The sequence below is a fragment of the Streptomyces sp. DSM 40750 genome (genome assembly GCF_024612035.1).
GTDB lineage: Bacteria > Actinomycetota > Actinomycetes > Streptomycetales > Streptomycetaceae > Streptomyces.
On the sequence record NZ_CP102513.1, the window covers coordinates 8,670,486 to 8,687,312 of the forward strand.

The following is a 16,827-nucleotide window of genomic DNA, read 5'->3' on the forward strand; positions in this document are numbered from 1 at the left end:
CTCGCGGACGCGGACGCGGACGGCCCGGAACGCGGGTGCGGGCCGGGGTGGTGTCTCCACCCCGGCCCCCACCGGTCCTCAGGAACCGATCAGACCCGTACCCTCTCGTCCTCCCGGGCCTTCACCGGCGCCGGCTCCGGCGACTCGTCGTGGGTGAGGTCCGGCAGGCGGTTCAGCCACTTCGGCAGGTACCAGTTGCGCTCGCCGAGCAGGGCCATCGCCGCCGGGAGGAGCACACCCCGGATGATGGTCGCGTCGATGAGGATGGCGGCCGCGAGGCCCACGCCCATCTGCTTCATGGACTGCATGGACAGCGTCCCGAAGATCGCGAAGACGGCGACCATGATGGCGGCGGCGCTGGTCACGACCCCGGCCGTGGTGACCACGCCGTGCTGGATCGCGTCCCTCGTCGTACGGCCCCGCAGCCGTGCCTCACGGATCCGCGAGACCACGAACACGTGGTAGTCCATCGACAGCCCGAACAGGATCACGAAGAGGAACAGCGGCAGCCAGGTGATGATGGCGCCGACACCCTCCGCGCCCACCAGCGAGGCACCCCAGCCGTGCTGGAAGACACCGACGAGGACACCGTACGCCGCGCCCACCGACAGCAGGTTCAGCGCGATCGACGTGGCCGCGATCGTCAGCGAGCGGAATGACAGCAGCATCAGCAGGAAGGCGAAGACCACGACGAAGGCGAAGACCGGGACAACGGCTCCGGCCAGCTGGTCGTTGAAGTCCCTCGATGCCGCGACTCCGCCCGAGATGGGGGCCTCCACGCCGTCGACCTTGCCCAGTGTGGCGGGCCGTACATCGTCCCGCAGCTTGTCCAGGCTCTCCCCGGCCCTGTCCAGGTCGGAGCCGCCCACCAGCGGTACGTAGACGAAGGCGAGGTTCTGCGCGTCGTGCACCTTGATCTCGACCGGGCCGCGTGAGGCCCCCGAACTGATCGCCCGCTCACGGAAGTCGGCGAGCGCGGCCTTCACGTCGGAGGAGTTGATGTCGTCGGCCTTCACGACCACCTCGGCCGGCTCGGAACCGCCCGGGAAGGCCTCGTTGACCCGGTTGTACGTCTGCACGATCGGCAGCGAGTCGCCGAACTCCTGGTCCAGGGTGAGGTTCTGCGTCTTCATGCCCAGCGCGGGCGCCGCGATCGCCAGGAGCGCCCCGGTCGCGACCACCAGGGAGAGGCCCGGCTTGGCGAGGACGACACGCAGGACAGCGGTCCACAGGCGGCTGCCCTCCGAAGTCCCGTCGCCCGAGCGGCCGTTCCTCCGCCGCTTGTCCGGGTGCAGAAACGGGATGCGGCCCTTCTCGACCCGCTCGCCGAGCAGCGACAACAGCGCGGGCAGCACCGTCACGGACCCCACCATCGCGACCGCGACGACCATCAGCGAGGCCAGACCCATCGCCTGGAAGTCGGCGAGCCCGGTGAACAGCATGCCCGCCATCGCCACGCACACGGTCACACCGGAGACGATGATCGCCCGCCCACTGGTCGCGGCCGCCACCCGCAGCGCCGTCCGCGCGTCCCGCCCGGCGGCCCGCTCCTCACGCTCGCGCCGCAGATAGAAGAGGCAGTAGTCGACCCCGACGGCCAGACCCACCAGCAGCATCACCGAGCTGGCGGTCTCACCCATCGGCATCCAGTGGCTGACGATGGCCATCAGCCCCATCGTCGCCACGATCGCGGTGAGCGCCAGCGCCACCGGCAGCAGCGCCGCGACCACCGCGCCGAACGCGATCAGCAGAATGCCGAGGGCCACGGGTACGGCGGAGTACTCGGCCTGCTGGAAGTCGTCCCCGAAGGCGTCGTCGAACGTCTTGTTCATGCTGGCGCCGCCGATCTCCTCGATCCGCAGCTGATCGTGGTCGCCCTGGACGCCCTCGACGGCCTTCAGCACGGGCTCGACGCGTTCACCCGCCGTCTCCGCCTCCCCGCGCATGTCGAACTGCACGAGCGCGCTGCGGCCGTCCTTGGAAATGGTGTCGGTGTCGTACGGAGAGGTGACGTCCGTGACCCGGCCGGTGTCCTCGACGGCCTTCATGACGTCGGCGACGGCGGCCCGGAACGCGGCGTCCGTCGCCTTGACCCCGTCGCCCTTCGCCTGGATGAGCACGGTCTCCCCGGCCGGCTCCTCGATCCCCGCGTCCTCGACGATGTGGGCGGCCGTGCTGGTCTCGCCCTTGAGCCCGTCGCTGCCCTTGACGTCGACCTGGCCCACTGCCGAGCCGACCCCCATCGTCAGCACGACGAACAGCACCCAGATGCCGACGGCCGCCCATCGGTGCCGGGCGCTCCAGCCGCCGGCACGGGCGGCGATTCCCCGCACCCGTACGTCTTCGTTCCCCATGACGGCCAGCCCCCTCGAGAGCGATGGCGACCCCCTGCCGCCACCTTTCGCTTCGAAGGTATGAGCCGCATAAACCCATATCGTCGTGCTGCCCGGTGAGCCCCGACGCCTACGAGTCCTCCGCTCGGACCCCGCCGCCTCACCACCAGGGAGGACAGTGACCCCCTACACCTGTCGCGGCTTCTCGGGGCCGCATCTCAGGGTGAGCCCGTCTCGTCGCGCCTATCGTGAGCCCATGACGACGTACGCGGCGCTTCTGCGCGGGATCAATGTGGGCGGCAGCAAGAAGGTCCCGATGGCCGACCTCCGCACCCTCCTGACCGGCCTCGGCCACACCGGCGTGGCCACCTATCTCCAGAGCGGCAACGCGGTCTTCACCAGCGACCACGGTGACGAGGACTCCCTCGCCGCCGAGATCACGACCGCCATCGAGAAGCACTTCGGCTTCCGCGTCGACGTCCTGGTCCGCGACCACGCGTACCTGGAGTCCGTACGGGAGGCCTGCCCGTTCCCGGCGGCGGAACTGGAGGGCAAGCAACTCCACGTCACGTACTTCTCGGAGACCGTGGAAGCGACCCGCTTCGAGGGGATCGACCAACCGGCCTTCCTTCCCGAGGAGTTCAGACTCGGCGACCGGGCCCTCTACCTCTACGCCCCCGAGGGACTGGGCCGCTCCAAGCTGGCGGAGACCTTGTCGAAGCCCCGCCTCCTGAAGGGCCTGGTGGCGACGACCCGCAACTGGAACACGGTGGTGAAACTGGCGGAGCTGACCCAGGCCCCGTGAGGGGCGCGGCGTTTAATGTCCCCATGCGATACATCGTCATCGGCGCGGGCGCGGTGGGCGGAGCCATCGGCGGCCGCCTGGCCCAGGCCGGCCACGAGGTGATCCTGGTAGCCCGCGGCGCCCACTACACGGCTCTGCGCGACCGCGGCCTCCGCCTCATCACCCCCGACGGCGCCCACACCCACCACCTGCCCACGGTCGACGGCCCCGCCGCCCTCGGCGACCTCCGCCCCGACGACGTACTCCTCCTGACCGTGAAGACCCAGGACACCGAAGCGGCCCTCGCCGTCTGGGCCCCCGCCCCGGTGACCGGCGGCGGCACCGCGGCGGAGCGCCTCCCCCTGGTCTGCGCCCAGAACGGCGTCGAGAGCCAGCGCCTCGCTCTCCGCCGCTTCCGCCGGGTGTACGGCGTCTGCGTCTGGCTGCCTTCCACGTTCGTCGAACCCGGCGTCGTGTCGGCCGCCGGCACCCCGCTCACCGGCATGCTCCACCTCGGCCGCTACCCCCACGGCACCGACGAGACGGCCCATCGCATCGCCGCCGACCTGGCGAAGTCCTACTTCGAGGCCCCGGTCGTCCCGGACGTACAGCGCTGGCAGTACGCCAAACTGCTGGGCAACCTGGCCAACGCCCTCGAAGCCGTCGGCGGCCCGCTCGACAGCGAAGAGGCCAGGGCGCTGTACGGCAGGGTGCGGGCGGAGGGCGAACGGGTGCTCGACGCCGCCGGGATCGCGTACGCGAGTGCCGAGGAACAGAGGGCGACCCGCGGCGACAAGATCACCCTGGTCCCGCTGGGCGGCGTCCCGCGTGGCGGCGGCTCCTCCTGGCAGTCCCTCACCCGCGGCACCGGCACCATCGAGGCCGACCACCTCAACGGCGAGATCGCCCTGCTGGGCCGCCTCCACGGCGTACCGACCCCGCTCAACGACCTGCTGCAACGGCTCGCGAACAGGTTCGCCCGCGAGCGCAGGGAGGCCGGTTCGCTGCCGCTGCCGAGGCTGACGCGCATGGCGGACGACGCTGTCGCGTTTGTTCAAGAGGACTGAGCGAGCCGTCCCTAGCGTGAGACGCATGACGAACCACGACAGCAACCAGACCAAGCCCCACGACGCACACCCGCACATGATCGAATGCGCCGCGGAGGCGGCCCGTGTCGCCAAGGGTGTCACGGCGGAACAGCTTCCCCTGCCCACCCACTGCCCCGACTGGGACGTCCGCGCCCTGGTCAACCACTGGGTCCTCTACACCTCCCACGGCCTCGAACACCGCGCCCTGCGCAAACCGCTCCCCGAGGAACTGACCAGGCGCGACTTCACCACCGACCCGGACTGGGCCGACGCGTACGCCGCCCAACTGGACCGCGCGGTCGCGGCCTGGGCCGATCCGGCGCTCTGGGAGGGCGAGATCGATCTCGGTATGGGCCCTCTGCCGGCCACCGACCTCGCCGGCATGATCATCAAGGAGATGGCCGTCCACGGCTGGGACGTCGCCACCGCCACCGGCCGGCCCTTCCACCTCTCGGACCCGGCCGCCCGGTTCATCCTCACCGTCGTGGAAACCCACGGCGACCTCTACCGCCAGTACGACGGCTTCGCCGACCCCGTGTCCGTACCGGCCGACGCACCCGTGTTCGACCGGGCACTGGCGGCGAGCGGTCGCGACCCGAAGTCGGGCGCCCAGTAAAAGAGGGTTGTGGAGCAGCCGCGCCCCGAGGGGGCGCGGGGAACCGCGCGACCCGCGGAACACCGGCGCGCTCAGGCGCTCGCGCCCACCCTCGTCGGCAGCAGTGCCTTCGTGGACGCCTCGTCGTACCTGCGCAGCAGCAGCCGCGCCACCTCCGGCGCCGCCCCCAGCACCTCGCCGAGGACATCCGCCTCCGCCGCTCCCCGCGCGATGCGGTCCGGCAGGAAACCGGGGGCGAGGACGTACGGCGCGACGGCGACGCGTTCGCAGCCGAGGGCCCGCAGCTCCCGTACGGCGTCCTCGGTGCGGGGGAGGGATGCGGAGGCGAACGCGGGTCGCACGGCGCACCAACCGGTGTGCCACCACTCCCGCGCGATGTCGGCGATCACCGCGATCGCCTCCGGGTCGGTGGACCCCGCCGAGGCCAGGACGACCCCGGTCGAGGACTTGTCGGCGGGGATCGACCCCGCCTCGTACAGCCGGCGTTCGAGGGCCGACAGCAGCAGGGGCGAGGGGCCGAGGACCTCCGCCTGGCGGACGCGCAGGCGTCGTGGGGCCTCCCGCAGGACCGCCGGGATGTCCGCTTTGGCGTGGAAGGCGCGGGTCAGGAGCAGGGGGAGCGCCACCACGTCCCGTACGCCTTCATCGGACAGCGACTTCAGCGCCCCTTGCACGGTAGGGATGTTGAAGTCCAGGAAGCCGGTCTCCACGCGCAGCCCGGGGCGCATCGCCCGCACACGCCGTACGAGGGCGTGGACGGTCGCGGCGTGCCGCGGGTCGCGGCTGCCGTGGGCGATGACGAGTAGGACGGGACTGCGCATGGAGTTCGGCTCTCTCGGCTCTTCTTTCAGTGCTTCTTGCTTCTTGCTTCTTCGCTTCTGTCAGGGGGCTGTCAGCGGCTCACGAGGAGGCCGCGGCTGCGGAGCACCCACCGCTCCAGCGGGCTGAAGATCAGCAGGTCGATGGCGATGCCGACGATCAGGATGAGGAAGATGGCGAGGAAGACCTGGGACATGCTGCTGTTGGTACGGCCCGCCTCCAGCAGCTGGCCGAGGCCCATGCCCATGTCCGGCGCCTTCGCGATGATCTCGGCGGCCATCAGCGAGCGCCACGAGAACGCCCAGCCCTGCTTCAGGCCGGCCACATAGCCGGGCAGCGCCGCCGGCATCACGATGTGCCAGGTGCCCTTCAGCCCGGTCGCGCCGAGCGTGCGGCCGGCCCGCAGGAACAGCGGTGGCACCTGGTCGATGCCGGAGACCAGGCCGTTGGCGATCGACGGGACCGCGCCGAGCAGGATCACCGTGTACATCACCGACGGTTCCAGGCCCAGCCAGACCACCGCGGGCGGCACCCACGCCACGGACGGCAGCGACTGCAGACCGGAGAGGATCGGGCCGAGCGCCGCGCGGACGAGCCGGACCCGGGCCACCAGCAGCCCGAGCGGGGTGCCGATCAGCAGCGCCAGCAGGAAGCCGAGCAGACCGCGGGAGACGCTGGTCCAGATGTATTCGAGGAGGGTGCCCTGCAGCCAGGCGTCCCGCACCTCGTTCCACACCGAGGACGGCGCGGGCAGCTTGTAGGCGGGGGCGACCTCCGCCCAGACGAGGAGCTGCCACACCGCGAGCGTCAGCGCGACCGCGATGACCGGCGGCAGGACCTTCTGGAGGAAGACCTGGCGCAGCGGCGGCCGACCGGTCTGCACCGAGTCCAGCGCGTCGAGGCCCGCCTCCAGGCCGGCGAGGTCGTCCGAATCCTTGACGTTCTTGCCGGGGCCGGCGTCGCCCTTGGTCTCAGTGCTGGCCATGGCGGCGGATCTCCCTACGCAGTTCTTCGGTGATCTCGACGGAGAGCTCCGCCACGGCGGTGTCCTCGATGCGACGCGGCTGCGGAATGCCCACCGTCCACTCGCGGGCCACCCGGCCCGGGCGCGAGGACAGCAGCACGACGCGCTCGGCGAGCCGTACCGCCTCGCGCACGTTGTGCGTCACGAACAGCACCGACAGCTTCGTCTCGTTCCAGATGCGGGTCAGCTCGTCGTGCAGCACATCGCGGGTGATGGCGTCGAGCGCGGCGAACGGCTCGTCCATCAGCAGCAGCTTGCTCTCCTGGGCCAGCGCGCGGGCCAGGGCGACGCGCTGGCGCATACCGCCGGACAGCTCGTGCACCCGCTTGCCGTACGCGCCCTTGAGCCGGACCAGACCGAGCAACTCCTCGGTCCGCTCACGCCGGTCGTTCTTCGGAACCCCCCTGAGCTTCAGGGCGAGTTCGATGTTCTTGCCCGCGGTCAGCCACGGGAAAAGTGCGTGCTCCTGGAACATCAGGGCCGGACGCCCGTCGGTCGAGATGCTGCCCGCGCTGGGCTCGTCGAGCCCGGCGACCAGGTTGAGCAGCGTCGACTTGCCGCAGCCCGAGGCCCCCAGGAGGGTGACGAACTCGCCCGGGGCGACATCGAGGGTGATGTCGTCGAGGACGAGCTGCTGCCCGGCGGGTCCGGCGAAGGACTTCGACACGTGCTCGATACGGGCGGCGTGCTCGACAGCCTGGACGCCGTCGGCGGCCTTGGCGAGTGCGGTGGCCATGGTCGTCACCTCCTGGGAACTCATCGGACTGTGCGGTTACTTGACGCCGAGACCGGCGTCGTCGACCTCGGGCTCACCCGCGGTCTTGAGGACCTTGTTCAGCAGCGTCAGGTCGTAGATGCCGTCCAGCTTCGGCTGATCGAGCAGACCGGCCTTGACCGCGTGCTCCGCCTCGGTGTTGAGGGTGGACGCCAGCGGGTCGTCGGTGAACTGGATGGACTCCCACGCCGGGTCGAGCACAGCGGCGGGCAGTTCCTTGCCGGTCTCGTCCTTGAGGCGGGCGTTCGCCGCGGCCTTGGCCTCGTCCGGGTTGGCGTCGATCCACGCGGTGGTCTTCACCGAGGCGCGCAGCACGGCCTCCACGACGTCCGGGTGCTTCGTCAGGAACTCCTGCCGCACGATGATGTTCGTGATCACGAACTTCTTGTCCGGCCACAGGTCCGCCTCGTCCAGGAGCACCTTCGCGCCCTCGGCGACCAGTTTCGACGCGGTCGGCTCCGGCACCCAGGCACCGTCGATGGCACCGGACTTGTAGGCGTCCGGGGCGACCGAGTTCTCCGTGCGGACGACGGAGACATCGCCCTTGCCGCTCTGCGCGTCGACCTTCCAGCCCTGGTCCGCGATCCAGTTGAGGAACGCCACGTCCTGCGTGTTGCCGAGCTGCGGGGTGGCGATCTTCTTGCCCTTGACGTCCTTCAGGGACTTGATCTTGTGCGGGTTGACGACGAGCTTCACACCGCCGGACGCCGAACCGCCGATGATGCGGAGGTTGGTGCCGTTCGCCTGGGTGTAACCGTTGATCGCCGGGGAGGGGCCGATCCAGCCGATGTCGATGGAGCCCCCGTTGAGGGCCTCGATCTCGGAGGGACCGGCGTTGAAGATCGAGTACTTGGCCTCGGTACCGCCGAGCTCCTTCTGGAAGAAGCCCTTCTGGTGACCGACCAGGGCGGTGGCGTGGGTGAGGTTGCCGAAGTAGCCGATGCTGACGGAGTCGAGACCGTCGATCTTCTCGGCCCCGGCGGCGACCTGTGCGGAGTCGTCCTCGGCCTCGGAGCCGTAGCCGCAGGCGGCGAGAGTGAGAAGGGGAAGCGTGGCGAGGGCCGCGAAAGTGCGCCGGAATGCGGCGGAGCGGGGTGCAGGCACGGGAGGTGTTCCTCTCGGAGGCCCGGCGGTCACGGTCTCTCAGGTCGTGGCCGGGAGGTCGGGTTTTCGTCTACGGCGGTGGGGGGTGAGGGCGCGCGAGCGGTGCGCGTACGTCATCGCACACATCGCGCCACTCCGCCCTGCCCGCTGCCGAGGGCGCCGCTGCCCACACGGCCGCCCTCCTTCGCGAACGTCGCGTAGAAGTCCTGGGAGTTCATGTCAGAAGTCCCACCCGTCGTCCTCGGCCTCGTCCTTGACGGGCTCCGGGGAGGCGAACGACTCCCCGACCATGCCGGCGGTCAGCGTCGTGCCGTCCGCCGGGTCGATCAGGATGAACGAACCGGTGCGGCGGGAGTCGGCGTACGAGTCGACCGGCAGTGCCTCGGCGGTGCGGATCTTGACCCGGCCGATGTCGTTCGCGACGAGCTGTCCCGGGTGCGGGTGCAGGGACAGGTCGGCGAGCGTGAGGCGGGAGGGGATGTCCTTGACGATCGCCTTGACCGTGCGGGTGCCGTGCTTGAGCAGCACGCGGTGGCCCACGGTCAGCGGCTGGTCGGCCACATGGCAGACCGTCGCCTCGATGTCCTGCGTGGTCGGGGGCGCGTCCTTGCTGGGCACGAGAAGGTCGCCGCGCGAGATGTCGATGTCGTCCTCCAGAAGGAGGGTCACCGACTGCGGGGTGTAGGCGACCTCGACCGGCTCGCCGAGCAGATCGATGCCCGTGACCTTGGTCGCACGGCCGGACGGCAGCACCGTCACCGAGTCGCCGACGCGGAACGTGCCCGCCGCGATCTGGCCCGCGTACCCCCGGTAGTCCGGGTGCTCGGCGGTCTGCGGACGGATCACGTACTGCACGGGGAGGCGGGCGTGGCAGTGCGCCAGGTCGTGGGCGACCGGGACGGACTCCAGGTGCTCCAGGAAGGTCGGTCCGCCGTACCAGTCCATGTTGGCCGACGGCTCCACCACGTTGTCACCGGCGAGCGCCGAGATCGGGATGGAGGTGATCTCCGGGACGCCCAGCTCGGACGCGTACGCCGTGAACTCCTCGGCGATTCCCGCGAAGACCTGCTCCTCGTACCCGACGAGGTCCATCTTGTTGACCGCGAGGACCACGTGCGGGACGCGCAGCAGCGCGGCGATCGCGGCGTGCCGGCGGGTCTGCTCGACGACGCCGTTGCGGGCGTCGACCAGGATCACCGTCAGCTCGGCGGTGGAGGCACCCGTCACCATGTTGCGGGTGTACTGCACATGGCCGGGGGTGTCGGCGAGGATGAACCGGCGCTTCGCCGTGGCGAAGTAGCGGTACGCCACGTCGATGGTGATGCCCTGCTCCCGCTCGGCCCGCAGACCGTCGGTCAGCAGCGCGAGGTCGGGGCCCTCCTGGCCACGGCTCGCCGAGGCGCGCTCCACGGCTTCCAGCTGGTCGGTGAGGACCGACTTGGAGTCGTGCAGCAGCCGCCCGACGAGGGTGGACTTGCCGTCGTCGACCGAACCGGCGGTGGCGAACCGCAGCAGGGTCGTCTCGGTGAGTTCCGTGGTCGTGCTCATGCTTAGAAGTACCCCTCGCGCTTACGGTCTTCCATCGCGGCCTCGGACATCTTGTCGTCGGCACGGGTCGCGCCCCGCTCGGTGAGCCGGGAGGCGGCGATCTCGGTGATCACGGCCTGCAGCGTGGTCGCGTCGGAGTCGACGGCGCCCGTGCAGGACATGTCACCCACGGTCCGGTAGCGGACGAGGCGCTTCTCGACGGTCTCGCCGTCCTTGGGGCCGCCCCACTCGCCGGCGGTCAGCCACATGCCGGCCCGCTGGAACACCTCACGCTCGTGCGCGAAGTAGATCTCCGGCAGTTCGATGCCCTCGCGGGCGATGTACTGCCAGACGTCCAGCTCGGTCCAGTTGGAGAGCGGGAACACGCGGACGTGCTCGCCGGGAGCGTGGCGGCCGTTGTACAGGTTCCACAGCTCGGGCCGCTGGCGGCGCGGATCCCACTGCGAGAACTCGTCCCGCAGCGAGAACACCCGCTCCTTGGCGCGCGCCTTCTCCTCGTCGCGGCGACCGCCACCGAAGACGGCGTCGAACTTCTCCGCCTGGATCTTCTCGGTGAGCGGCACGGTCTGGAGGGGGTTGCGGGTGCCGTCGGGCCGCTCCTTGAGGACCCCGCGGTCGATGTAGTCCTGCACGGAGGCCACGTGCAGCCGCAGTCCGTGCTCGGCCACCGTGCGGTCGCGGTACTCCAGTACTTCCGGGAAGTTGTGCCCGGTGTCCACGTGCAGCAGCGTGAAGGGGACCGCCGCCGGGGCGAAGGCCTTCAGCGCCAGGTGCAGCATGACGATGGAGTCCTTGCCGCCGGAGAAGAGGATCACCGGCCGCTCGAACTCACCCGCCACCTCGCGGAAGATGTGGACGGCCTCGGACTCCAGCGCGTCCAGGTGGGACAGGGTGTACGGGGTGCCGGTCTCCTCGGAGACGGCCGCGACGGTCGTCGTCATGCCAGACCCCTCTCGGTGAGCAGCTTGTGGACAAGCGCCGCGGACTCCTGGACCGTCTGGTCCTGCGACTCGATGCGCAGGTCCGGAGTCTCGGGCGCCTCGTACGGGTCGTCGACACCGGTCAGCCCGGAGATCTCACCGGCCGCCTGCTTGGCGTACAGGCCCTTCACATCGCGTACGGAGCACACCTCGACCGGCGTGGCCACATGCACCTCGATGTACGCGGCGCCGCTCGCGTCGTGGCGCTTGCGCACCGCCTCGCGGCTGTCGGCGTACGGAGCGATGACCGGCACCAGGGCCTTGACGCCGTTACGGGCGAGCATGTCGGCGAGGAAGCCGATGCGCTGCACGTTGGTGTGCCGGTCGGCGCGGCTGAAGCCGAGGTCCGCAGTGAGGAACTCGCGGATCTCGTCGCCGTCGAGGACCTCCACGAGGTGGCCGTCCTCGCGCAGCCGGCCCGCGAGCTCGTAGGCGATGGTGGTCTTGCCGGCGCTCGGCAGACCAGTGAGCCAGACGGTGGCTCCGGTGGCTCCGGTCGTCACTTGGTTCTCCTGGTTCGTCACAGGAACGTGGGCCGTCACGGGGACGGTGTTCTCGGCGGTCTCGACAGACAGTGCGGCGGTCACAGGTGCAGCCCGCACTCGGTCTTGGCGTTGCCGGCCCAGCGGCCGGCCCGCGCGTCCTCGCCCGGGGCGACGCGGCGGGTGCAGGGGGCGCAGCCCACGGACGTGTAGCCGTCCATGAGCAGGGGGTTGGTGAGGACGCCGTGCTCGGCGACGTAGGCGTCCACGTCGTCCTGCGTCCAGCGCGCTATCGGCGAGATCTTGACCTTGCCGCGCTTCTCGTCCCAGCCGACGACCGGGGTGTTCGCCCGGGTCTCCGACTCGTCGCGGCGCAGGCCGGTCGCCCACGCGTCGAACCGGGCCAGACCCTCTTCGAGCGGCTTGACCTTGCGCAGGAAGCAGCACAGGTCGGGGTCGCGGTCGTGCAACTTGGGGCCGTACTCGGCGTCCTGCTCGGCGACCGTCTGACGCGGGGTGATCGTGAGGACGTTGACGTCCATCACGGCCTCGACCGCGTCCCGGGTGCCGATGGTCTCCGGGAAGTGGTAGCCGGTGTCGAGGAACACGACGTCCACGCCTGGCCTGGCCCGGGAGGCGAGGTGTGCGACCACGGCGTCCTCCATGGAGGAGGTCACGCAGAAGCGCTTGCCGAAGGTGTCCACGGCCCACTGGAGGATCTCCAGTGCCGAGGCGTCCTCCAGGTCGCGGCCGGCCTGCTCGGCGAGCGCCTTGAGCTCGGCGCGCTTCGCCGCTTCCGGGTCGGCCGCGTCCTCCGAGGACGCGGATGTATCGGAATCCGCCTGAACGGTAGTCATATGTGATCCCCTCCGCTGTCGGCTCGCTGAAGCCCCCGGGCCAGCAGCCCGAGGAACTTCAACTGGAAGGCTCGATTGCAGGCCCCGCATTCCCACGCGCCGTGACCTTCTTCGTTCGGGCGCAGGTCCTCGTCACCGCAGTAGGGGCAGTAGAAAGGGGCGGCTCGCTCGCTCACGGCCCCTCCTTTCGCTGTCGTTCGCTGACGCTCACGACAGTGCCTCCTCGCTGGCGCGGGTGACCCAGGCGGCGAACCGCTCGCCGTCCTCGCGCTCCTCCTGGAACCGCTTGAGCACGCGCTCGACGTAGTCGGGCAGCTCCTCGGACGTGACCTTCAGACCGCGCACCTTGCGGCCGAAGCCGGCCTCCAGGCCGAGCGCGCCGCCCAGGTGCACCTGGAAGCCCTCGACCTGCTCGCCCGCGTCGTTCAGGACGAGCTGTCCCTTGAGACCGATGTCCGCCACCTGGATACGCGCGCAGGCGTTCGGACAGCCGTTGATGTTGATGGTGATCGGCTCGTCGAAGTCCGGGATACGGCGCTCCAGTTCGTCGATCAGGGCGGAGCCGCGTGCCTTCGTCTCGACGATGGCGAGCTTGCAGTACTCGATGCCGGTGCAGGCCATGGTGCCGCGCCGGAACGGGGACGGGTGCACCGTGAGGTCCAGCGCCTCCAGGCCCGCGACGAGCGAGTCGACCTGCTCCTCGGTGACGTCGAGCACGATCATCTTCTGCTCGACGGTGGTCCGGACGCGGCCCGAGCCGTGCGCCTCGGCGAGGTCGGCGATCTTCGTCAGCGTGGTGCCGTCCACCCGGCCGACGCGCGGGGCGAACCCGACGTAGTACCGGCCGTCGTTCTGCGGGTGCACACCCACGTGGTCGCGCCAGCGCGCCACCGGCTGGTCGGGCGCCGGGCCGTCGATCAGCTTCCGCTTGAGGTACTCGTCCTCCAGAACCTGGCGGAACTTCTCCGTGCCCCAGTCGGCGAGCAGGAACTTCAGGCGGGCGCGGGTGCGCAGCCGCCGGTAGCCGTAGTCACGGAAGATCGAGATGACGCCCTCGTACACGTCCGCGACCTCGTCCAGCGGCACCCAGGCGCCGAGCCGCTGCCCGATCTTGGGGTTGGTGGACAGGCCGCCGCCGACCCAGAGGTCGAAGCCGGGGCCGTGCTCGGGGTGGCGGACACCGACGAAGGCGATGTCGTTGATCTCGTGCGCCACGTCGAGGAGCGGCGAGCCGGAGATCGCGGACTTGAACTTGCGGGGCAGGTTCGAGAAGTCCTTGTTGCCGATGATCCGCCGGTGGATCTCGTCCATCGCGGGCGTGCCGTCGATGATCTCGTCCGCGGCGATCCCGGCGACGGGTGAGCCGATGATCACACGGGGGGTGTCACCACAGGCCTCGGTGGTGGACAGGCCGACGGCCTCCAGCCGCTCCCAGATCTCGGGGACGTCCTCGACCCGGATCCAGTGGTACTGGACGTTCTGCCGGTCGGTGACGTCGGCCGTGCCCCGCGCGAACTCCTGCGAGATCTCGCCTATCACCCGGAGCTGCTGGGTGGTGAGCCGACCGCCGTCGATCCGCACCCGCAGCATGAAGTACTTGTCGTCCAGCTCCTCCGGCTCCAGGATGGCGGTCTTGCCGCCGTCGATCCCGGGCTTGCGCTGGGTGTACAGACCCCACCAGCGCATCCGGCCGCGCAGGTCGTTGGGGTCGATCGAGTCGAAGCCGCGCTTCGAGTAGATCGTCTCAATGCGTGTCCGCACATTGAGACCGTCGTCGTCCTTCTTGAACTGCTCGTTGCCGTTCAGCGGGGTGAAGTGTCCCGCGGCCCACTGTCCTTCGCCACGGTGACGGCTCACCTTGCGGCGTGGCGTGGCGGAGTTCTGCGGGGTGGCGGCCATGGTTGTCCTTCGGGAAAGGCGTGGAAGCGGCTCTGACCTGCGCGTACGCGCGCATGCGGGCACACGGGCGGCGTGTGCGGCGCCTGCGCGTCCTTGCGCCGGCTGAAACAGAGGAGTGGTGCGGCGCTGTCGCCCGGGGTCGTCGGACCCCTCGCGGTATGGGGCGTCAGCTCACCGGACAGATGGCGCTGGACATGCGGCCGAGGTCGACGTGCCGCCGACTCACCAAGGCAATTCCAGTTCCAGACATGACGGAAGCGTGTCACGGCTCTTTAGACCCAGTCCACCGTCATCCATATTCCGGACAGAGATGTCTCGCATGCCGAGACGATGTGATGTGGGTCATGGTGTGGGAGCGGCGGCCCCCGGCCAGGGACCCGGCGCCGGAACGTCCGCCTCCTCCGTCACCTTCGTGTCGAACAGGGTGAACCCACGCCGCAGGTAGTTCCCCATGGCGTGCTCCCCGTCCCGGGTGCAGGTGTGCAGCCAGACCCGCTTGGTCGGCGGCAGCCCCGGCCACCGCTCGGCGAGGTCCCAGGCCCGGGCCGTCCCGTACGACAGGAGGTGTCCGCCGATGCGCCGGCCCCGGAAGGCCGGGATCAGTCCGAAGTACAAGATCTCCACGACCGCGTCGTCCTGCGGCTCCAACTCGACATAGCCGGCGGGAGTGCCCCGATCGTATGCGACCCAGGTCTCCACGCCCGGCCGTCCCAGGTGCTCCTGCCAGCGGTCGTACGACCACGACAGCCGGTCGATCCAGCGGATGTCGCCGCCGACGGAGGCGTACAGGAAGCGGCTGAACTCGGGGGAGGGGACCTCGGAGCGGACGATGCGGAGGTCGTCGCCGTCGGGGGCGGCGGCCGGAAGCAGGTCGCTCGGCGAGGTTTGTTCCAGGGACCAGGTGGTGACGGGGCTGCTCATGGGGCCAGGGAATCATGGGGCCCGGTCCGCTTCCAAGGCCGGCCGGTTCCCCGGTCGGGCCAGGCACCCTGATTCGGCGTCGGGCCCGACGTCCTCAGTCCAGCGTGCCGTCGAGGTCCGACAGCTTCACGGCGTACAGGGCCCGCTCGGGGATCGGACCGGTGAGCGTCCATACCTCGTCGGTCTCCGGCGAGTAGGAGAGGGAGGCGGTGTGCCGCCCCCAGCAGGCGTAGGACCGCAGGCCCGACTTCTCGTTCGACTTGTCCGCCGCGCACCTGGCGACCTTCGCGCCGTCCTGGTCCTGCCGCCAGAGGGTGTCGTGCTCGTCACGCCCCTCGGGGGCCTGCCCGATGTACCAGTTCCCGTGGTGGGAGAGGACCCCCTGGACACCGGTGGCCTCGGTCTTGTACGCCTCGGTGGCGACGGCGTCGCTCCAGCGCCCGGTGGTGGTGAGCAGGCCGGTGCGGTCGGCGGTGGTGTCGAGGGCGTAGCGCCAGACGCGGGCGGGCTCCTCACGGCCCGGCTCGAACGACTCGCTCGCGACGACGCTGGGCCGCGCCGACGTCCGGTCGAGGGAGAGCGAACCGAAGCAGGGCACCCCGTCGTTGTCGCGCGCGTCACAGCCGCTGCCCGCCGCCGGGCTGTAGGTGGCGACCGCGGGCAGTGCGTACCGGTAGTGATGGGCCGACCAGCCGTCGCCGACCTTGCCGATCACGTCGCTGTCGGTCACATCGGCGCGGAGGAAGCGAGCCATGTCGAACACGTACAGGGAGTCGTCCTGCCGTCCGCCGCTCTGCGGGCCCCGCGCGGTGACGATCAACTTGTCCTCGTACCAGGCCATGCCGCCGAGCCGGGAACGCAGCCCCTCGAAGCCCTGTCCGTCGGCCTTCGGCACGACCAGCAGAACCCACCGGTACCTGAGGCTCGCGGGGTCCTCGGCGTCGATGAAGGCGACCCTGGCGAGACCCTCGTCGCCGGTGCTGTCGCCGCTCGCACGGCCGGCACCCGTACCCCCGGCGCTCGTGTCGCCGCTGCCCGCCTTGCTGGTCCACCCGGACACGATGACCTGGTTGTTCCGGGACGTGGTGACCGACCGGGGGACCCACTTGTCGTTGACCGCGTCGCCCGGCTCCCAGCAGTACGCCCGCGAGGCCGCCGGTTCCGCGGGCAGGTTGTCCTTCTCGGAGTCGAAACAGTCGCCCTCGTCGCGCATCACATGGTTCGCGCTCTCCAAGACCTCTTCGACACCGACCCCACCGCCCATCTCGTCGGCGAGAACGCGCAGCCCGGTCTCGTCCGTCAGGGTCTCCCGCAGCTGAAGCCTGCGCAGCTCACCGGCCGATCCGATCGAGGACAACGCGCCCGGCGTCTCCCCGCCCGCCGCCTGCGACGTGCTGATCAGCGTGGCCGCCGCCGTGAGCGCCAGCGCGGTCCCCGCCAGGGACGCACGCAGCGCACGTCCCCTTCTGCGTCGACGGTGCCTACCGCGTTGCTTCATAAAACCTCCCGGGGACGACCAACTGCTCACCGAGAACGAGACCTTGACGGAGAGACAGGTGGGGCGGCCTGGCAGCGATGCTACGGCAGTGGGACACGT

At 70.3% G+C, this 16,827-nt stretch carries 17 protein-coding genes; 3 read left to right on the plus strand and 14 right to left on the minus strand.

Features of this window, described 5'->3' with window-relative positions; all coding sequences use genetic code 11:
* Nucleotides 1–89: 89 nt before the first annotated feature.
* Nucleotides 90–2,354, minus strand: a complete 2,265-nt coding sequence (locus JIX55_RS38430; protein WP_257567829.1) for an MMPL family transporter — start codon at nt 2,352–2,354, stop codon at nt 90–92.
* Between the two features lie 235 nt (nt 2,355–2,589).
* On the opposite strand from JIX55_RS38430, the gene JIX55_RS38435 reads away from it, so the two are divergent.
* Genes JIX55_RS38435 through JIX55_RS38445 form a run of 3 tightly spaced genes read left to right on the plus strand, consistent with a single transcriptional unit; the run spans nt 2,590 to nt 4,821 of the window.
* Entirely contained in the window at nt 2,590–3,138 is a 549-nt protein-coding gene (locus JIX55_RS38435) for a DUF1697 domain-containing protein (protein ID WP_257567830.1), read from the plus strand.
* 23 nt (nt 3,139–3,161) lie between these two features.
* Nucleotides 3,162–4,184, plus strand: coding sequence for a ketopantoate reductase family protein (locus JIX55_RS38440; RefSeq protein ID WP_257567831.1), 1,023 nt, complete (start codon nt 3,162–3,164; stop codon nt 4,182–4,184).
* A 25-nt stretch (nt 4,185–4,209) separates the two neighbouring features.
* Nucleotides 4,210–4,821 carry a TIGR03086 family metal-binding protein gene (locus tag JIX55_RS38445; RefSeq protein WP_257567832.1) on the plus strand — a complete coding sequence of 204 codons (612 nt, stop codon included), beginning with the start codon at nt 4,210–4,212 and terminating at the stop codon, nt 4,819–4,821.
* A 71-nt stretch (nt 4,822–4,892) separates the two neighbouring features.
* Here the strand turns inward: JIX55_RS38445 and JIX55_RS38450 are convergent, their stop codons facing one another.
* The 13 genes from JIX55_RS38450 to JIX55_RS38505 form a co-directional block, all read right to left on the minus strand.
* Nucleotides 4,893–5,642 carry a sirohydrochlorin chelatase gene (locus JIX55_RS38450; RefSeq protein WP_257567834.1) on the minus strand — a complete coding sequence of 250 codons (750 nt, stop codon included), beginning with the start codon at nt 5,640–5,642 and terminating at the stop codon, nt 4,893–4,895.
* Nucleotides 5,643–5,713: 71 nt separating this feature from the next.
* Nucleotides 5,714–6,625, minus strand: a complete 912-nt coding sequence (locus tag JIX55_RS38455; RefSeq protein ID WP_257567836.1) for an ABC transporter permease — start codon at nt 6,623–6,625, stop codon at nt 5,714–5,716.
* Nucleotides 6,612–7,400, minus strand: a complete 789-nt coding sequence (locus JIX55_RS38460) for an ABC transporter ATP-binding protein (protein ID WP_257567837.1) — start codon at nt 7,398–7,400, stop codon at nt 6,612–6,614. Before JIX55_RS38460 ends, JIX55_RS38455 begins: the two co-directional genes overlap by 14 nt.
* Nucleotides 7,401–7,436: 36 nt before the next feature.
* A complete protein-coding gene (locus tag JIX55_RS38465; RefSeq protein ID WP_257567838.1) occupies nt 7,437–8,543 on the minus strand; it encodes an aliphatic sulfonate ABC transporter substrate-binding protein in 1,107 nt (368 codons plus the stop codon).
* Nucleotides 8,544–8,762: 219 nt separating this feature from the next.
* A complete protein-coding gene (locus JIX55_RS38470) occupies nt 8,763–10,091 on the minus strand; it encodes a sulfate adenylyltransferase subunit 1 (RefSeq protein ID WP_257567839.1) in 1,329 nt (442 codons plus the stop codon).
* Nucleotides 10,092–10,093: 2 nt separating this feature from the next.
* Nucleotides 10,094–11,032 (minus strand): sulfate adenylyltransferase subunit CysD, encoded by a 939-nt coding sequence (gene cysD / locus JIX55_RS38475; protein WP_257567840.1) that lies wholly within the window; start codon nt 11,030–11,032, stop codon nt 10,094–10,096.
* A complete protein-coding gene (gene cysC, locus JIX55_RS38480) occupies nt 11,029–11,613 on the minus strand; it encodes an adenylyl-sulfate kinase (protein WP_257569618.1) in 585 nt (194 codons plus the stop codon). Before cysC ends, cysD begins: the two co-directional genes overlap by 4 nt.
* A gap of 41 nt (nt 11,614–11,654) precedes the next feature.
* Complete coding sequence (locus JIX55_RS38485) at nt 11,655–12,410, minus strand: phosphoadenylyl-sulfate reductase (RefSeq protein WP_257567841.1); 756 nt, start codon at nt 12,408–12,410, stop codon at nt 11,655–11,657.
* Nucleotides 12,407–12,586 carry a hypothetical protein gene (locus JIX55_RS38490; protein WP_055540327.1) on the minus strand — a complete coding sequence of 60 codons (180 nt, stop codon included), beginning with the start codon at nt 12,584–12,586 and terminating at the stop codon, nt 12,407–12,409. The genes JIX55_RS38485 and JIX55_RS38490 overlap by 4 nt, the downstream gene beginning before the upstream one ends.
* A 31-nt stretch (nt 12,587–12,617) precedes the next feature.
* Entirely contained in the window at nt 12,618–14,309 is a 1,692-nt protein-coding gene (locus tag JIX55_RS38495) for a nitrite/sulfite reductase (RefSeq protein ID WP_257567842.1), read from the minus strand.
* Between the two features lie 166 nt (nt 14,310–14,475).
* Complete coding sequence (locus JIX55_RS51185) at nt 14,476–14,559, minus strand: putative leader peptide (protein WP_309474722.1); 84 nt, start codon at nt 14,557–14,559, stop codon at nt 14,476–14,478.
* A 92-nt stretch (nt 14,560–14,651) separates the two neighbouring features.
* Complete coding sequence (locus tag JIX55_RS38500; RefSeq protein ID WP_257567843.1) at nt 14,652–15,230, minus strand: GNAT family N-acetyltransferase; 579 nt, start codon at nt 15,228–15,230, stop codon at nt 14,652–14,654.
* 94 nt (nt 15,231–15,324) lie between these two features.
* Entirely contained in the window at nt 15,325–16,728 is a 1,404-nt protein-coding gene (locus tag JIX55_RS38505) for a hypothetical protein (protein ID WP_257567844.1), read from the minus strand.
* Nucleotides 16,729–16,827: the final 99 nt, after the last annotated feature.

Excerpts from the sequence above, each read along its gene's own strand:
- JIX55_RS38430 (WP_257567829.1), bottom strand. The coding sequence starts at position 2,354 with ATGGGGAACGAAGACGTACGGGTGCGGGGAATCGCCGCCCGTGCCGGC.
- JIX55_RS38435 (WP_257567830.1), top strand. The coding sequence starts at position 2,590 with ATGACGACGTACGCGGCGCTTCTGCGCGGGATCAATGTGGGCGGCAGC.
- JIX55_RS38440 (WP_257567831.1), top strand. The coding sequence starts at position 3,162 with ATGCGATACATCGTCATCGGCGCGGGCGCGGTGGGCGGAGCCATCGGC.
- JIX55_RS38445 (WP_257567832.1), top strand. The coding sequence starts at position 4,210 with ATGACGAACCACGACAGCAACCAGACCAAGCCCCACGACGCACACCCG.
- JIX55_RS38450 (WP_257567834.1), bottom strand. The coding sequence starts at position 5,642 with ATGCGCAGTCCCGTCCTACTCGTCATCGCCCACGGCAGCCGCGACCCG.
- JIX55_RS38455 (WP_257567836.1), bottom strand. The coding sequence starts at position 6,625 with ATGGCCAGCACTGAGACCAAGGGCGACGCCGGCCCCGGCAAGAACGTC.
- JIX55_RS38460 (WP_257567837.1), bottom strand. The coding sequence starts at position 7,400 with ATGGCCACCGCACTCGCCAAGGCCGCCGACGGCGTCCAGGCTGTCGAG.
- JIX55_RS38470 (WP_257567839.1), bottom strand. The coding sequence starts at position 10,091 with ATGAGCACGACCACGGAACTCACCGAGACGACCCTGCTGCGGTTCGCC.
- cysD (WP_257567840.1), bottom strand. The coding sequence starts at position 11,032 with ATGACGACGACCGTCGCGGCCGTCTCCGAGGAGACCGGCACCCCGTAC.
- JIX55_RS38485 (WP_257567841.1), bottom strand. The coding sequence starts at position 12,410 with ATGACTACCGTTCAGGCGGATTCCGATACATCCGCGTCCTCGGAGGAC.
- JIX55_RS38495 (WP_257567842.1), bottom strand. The coding sequence starts at position 14,309 with ATGGCCGCCACCCCGCAGAACTCCGCCACGCCACGCCGCAAGGTGAGC.
- JIX55_RS51185 (WP_309474722.1), bottom strand. The coding sequence starts at position 14,559 with ATGTCTGGAACTGGAATTGCCTTGGTGAGTCGGCGGCACGTCGACCTC.
- JIX55_RS38500 (WP_257567843.1), bottom strand. The coding sequence starts at position 15,230 with ATGAGCAGCCCCGTCACCACCTGGTCCCTGGAACAAACCTCGCCGAGC.
- JIX55_RS38505 (WP_257567844.1), bottom strand. The coding sequence starts at position 16,728 with ATGAAGCAACGCGGTAGGCACCGTCGACGCAGAAGGGGACGTGCGCTG.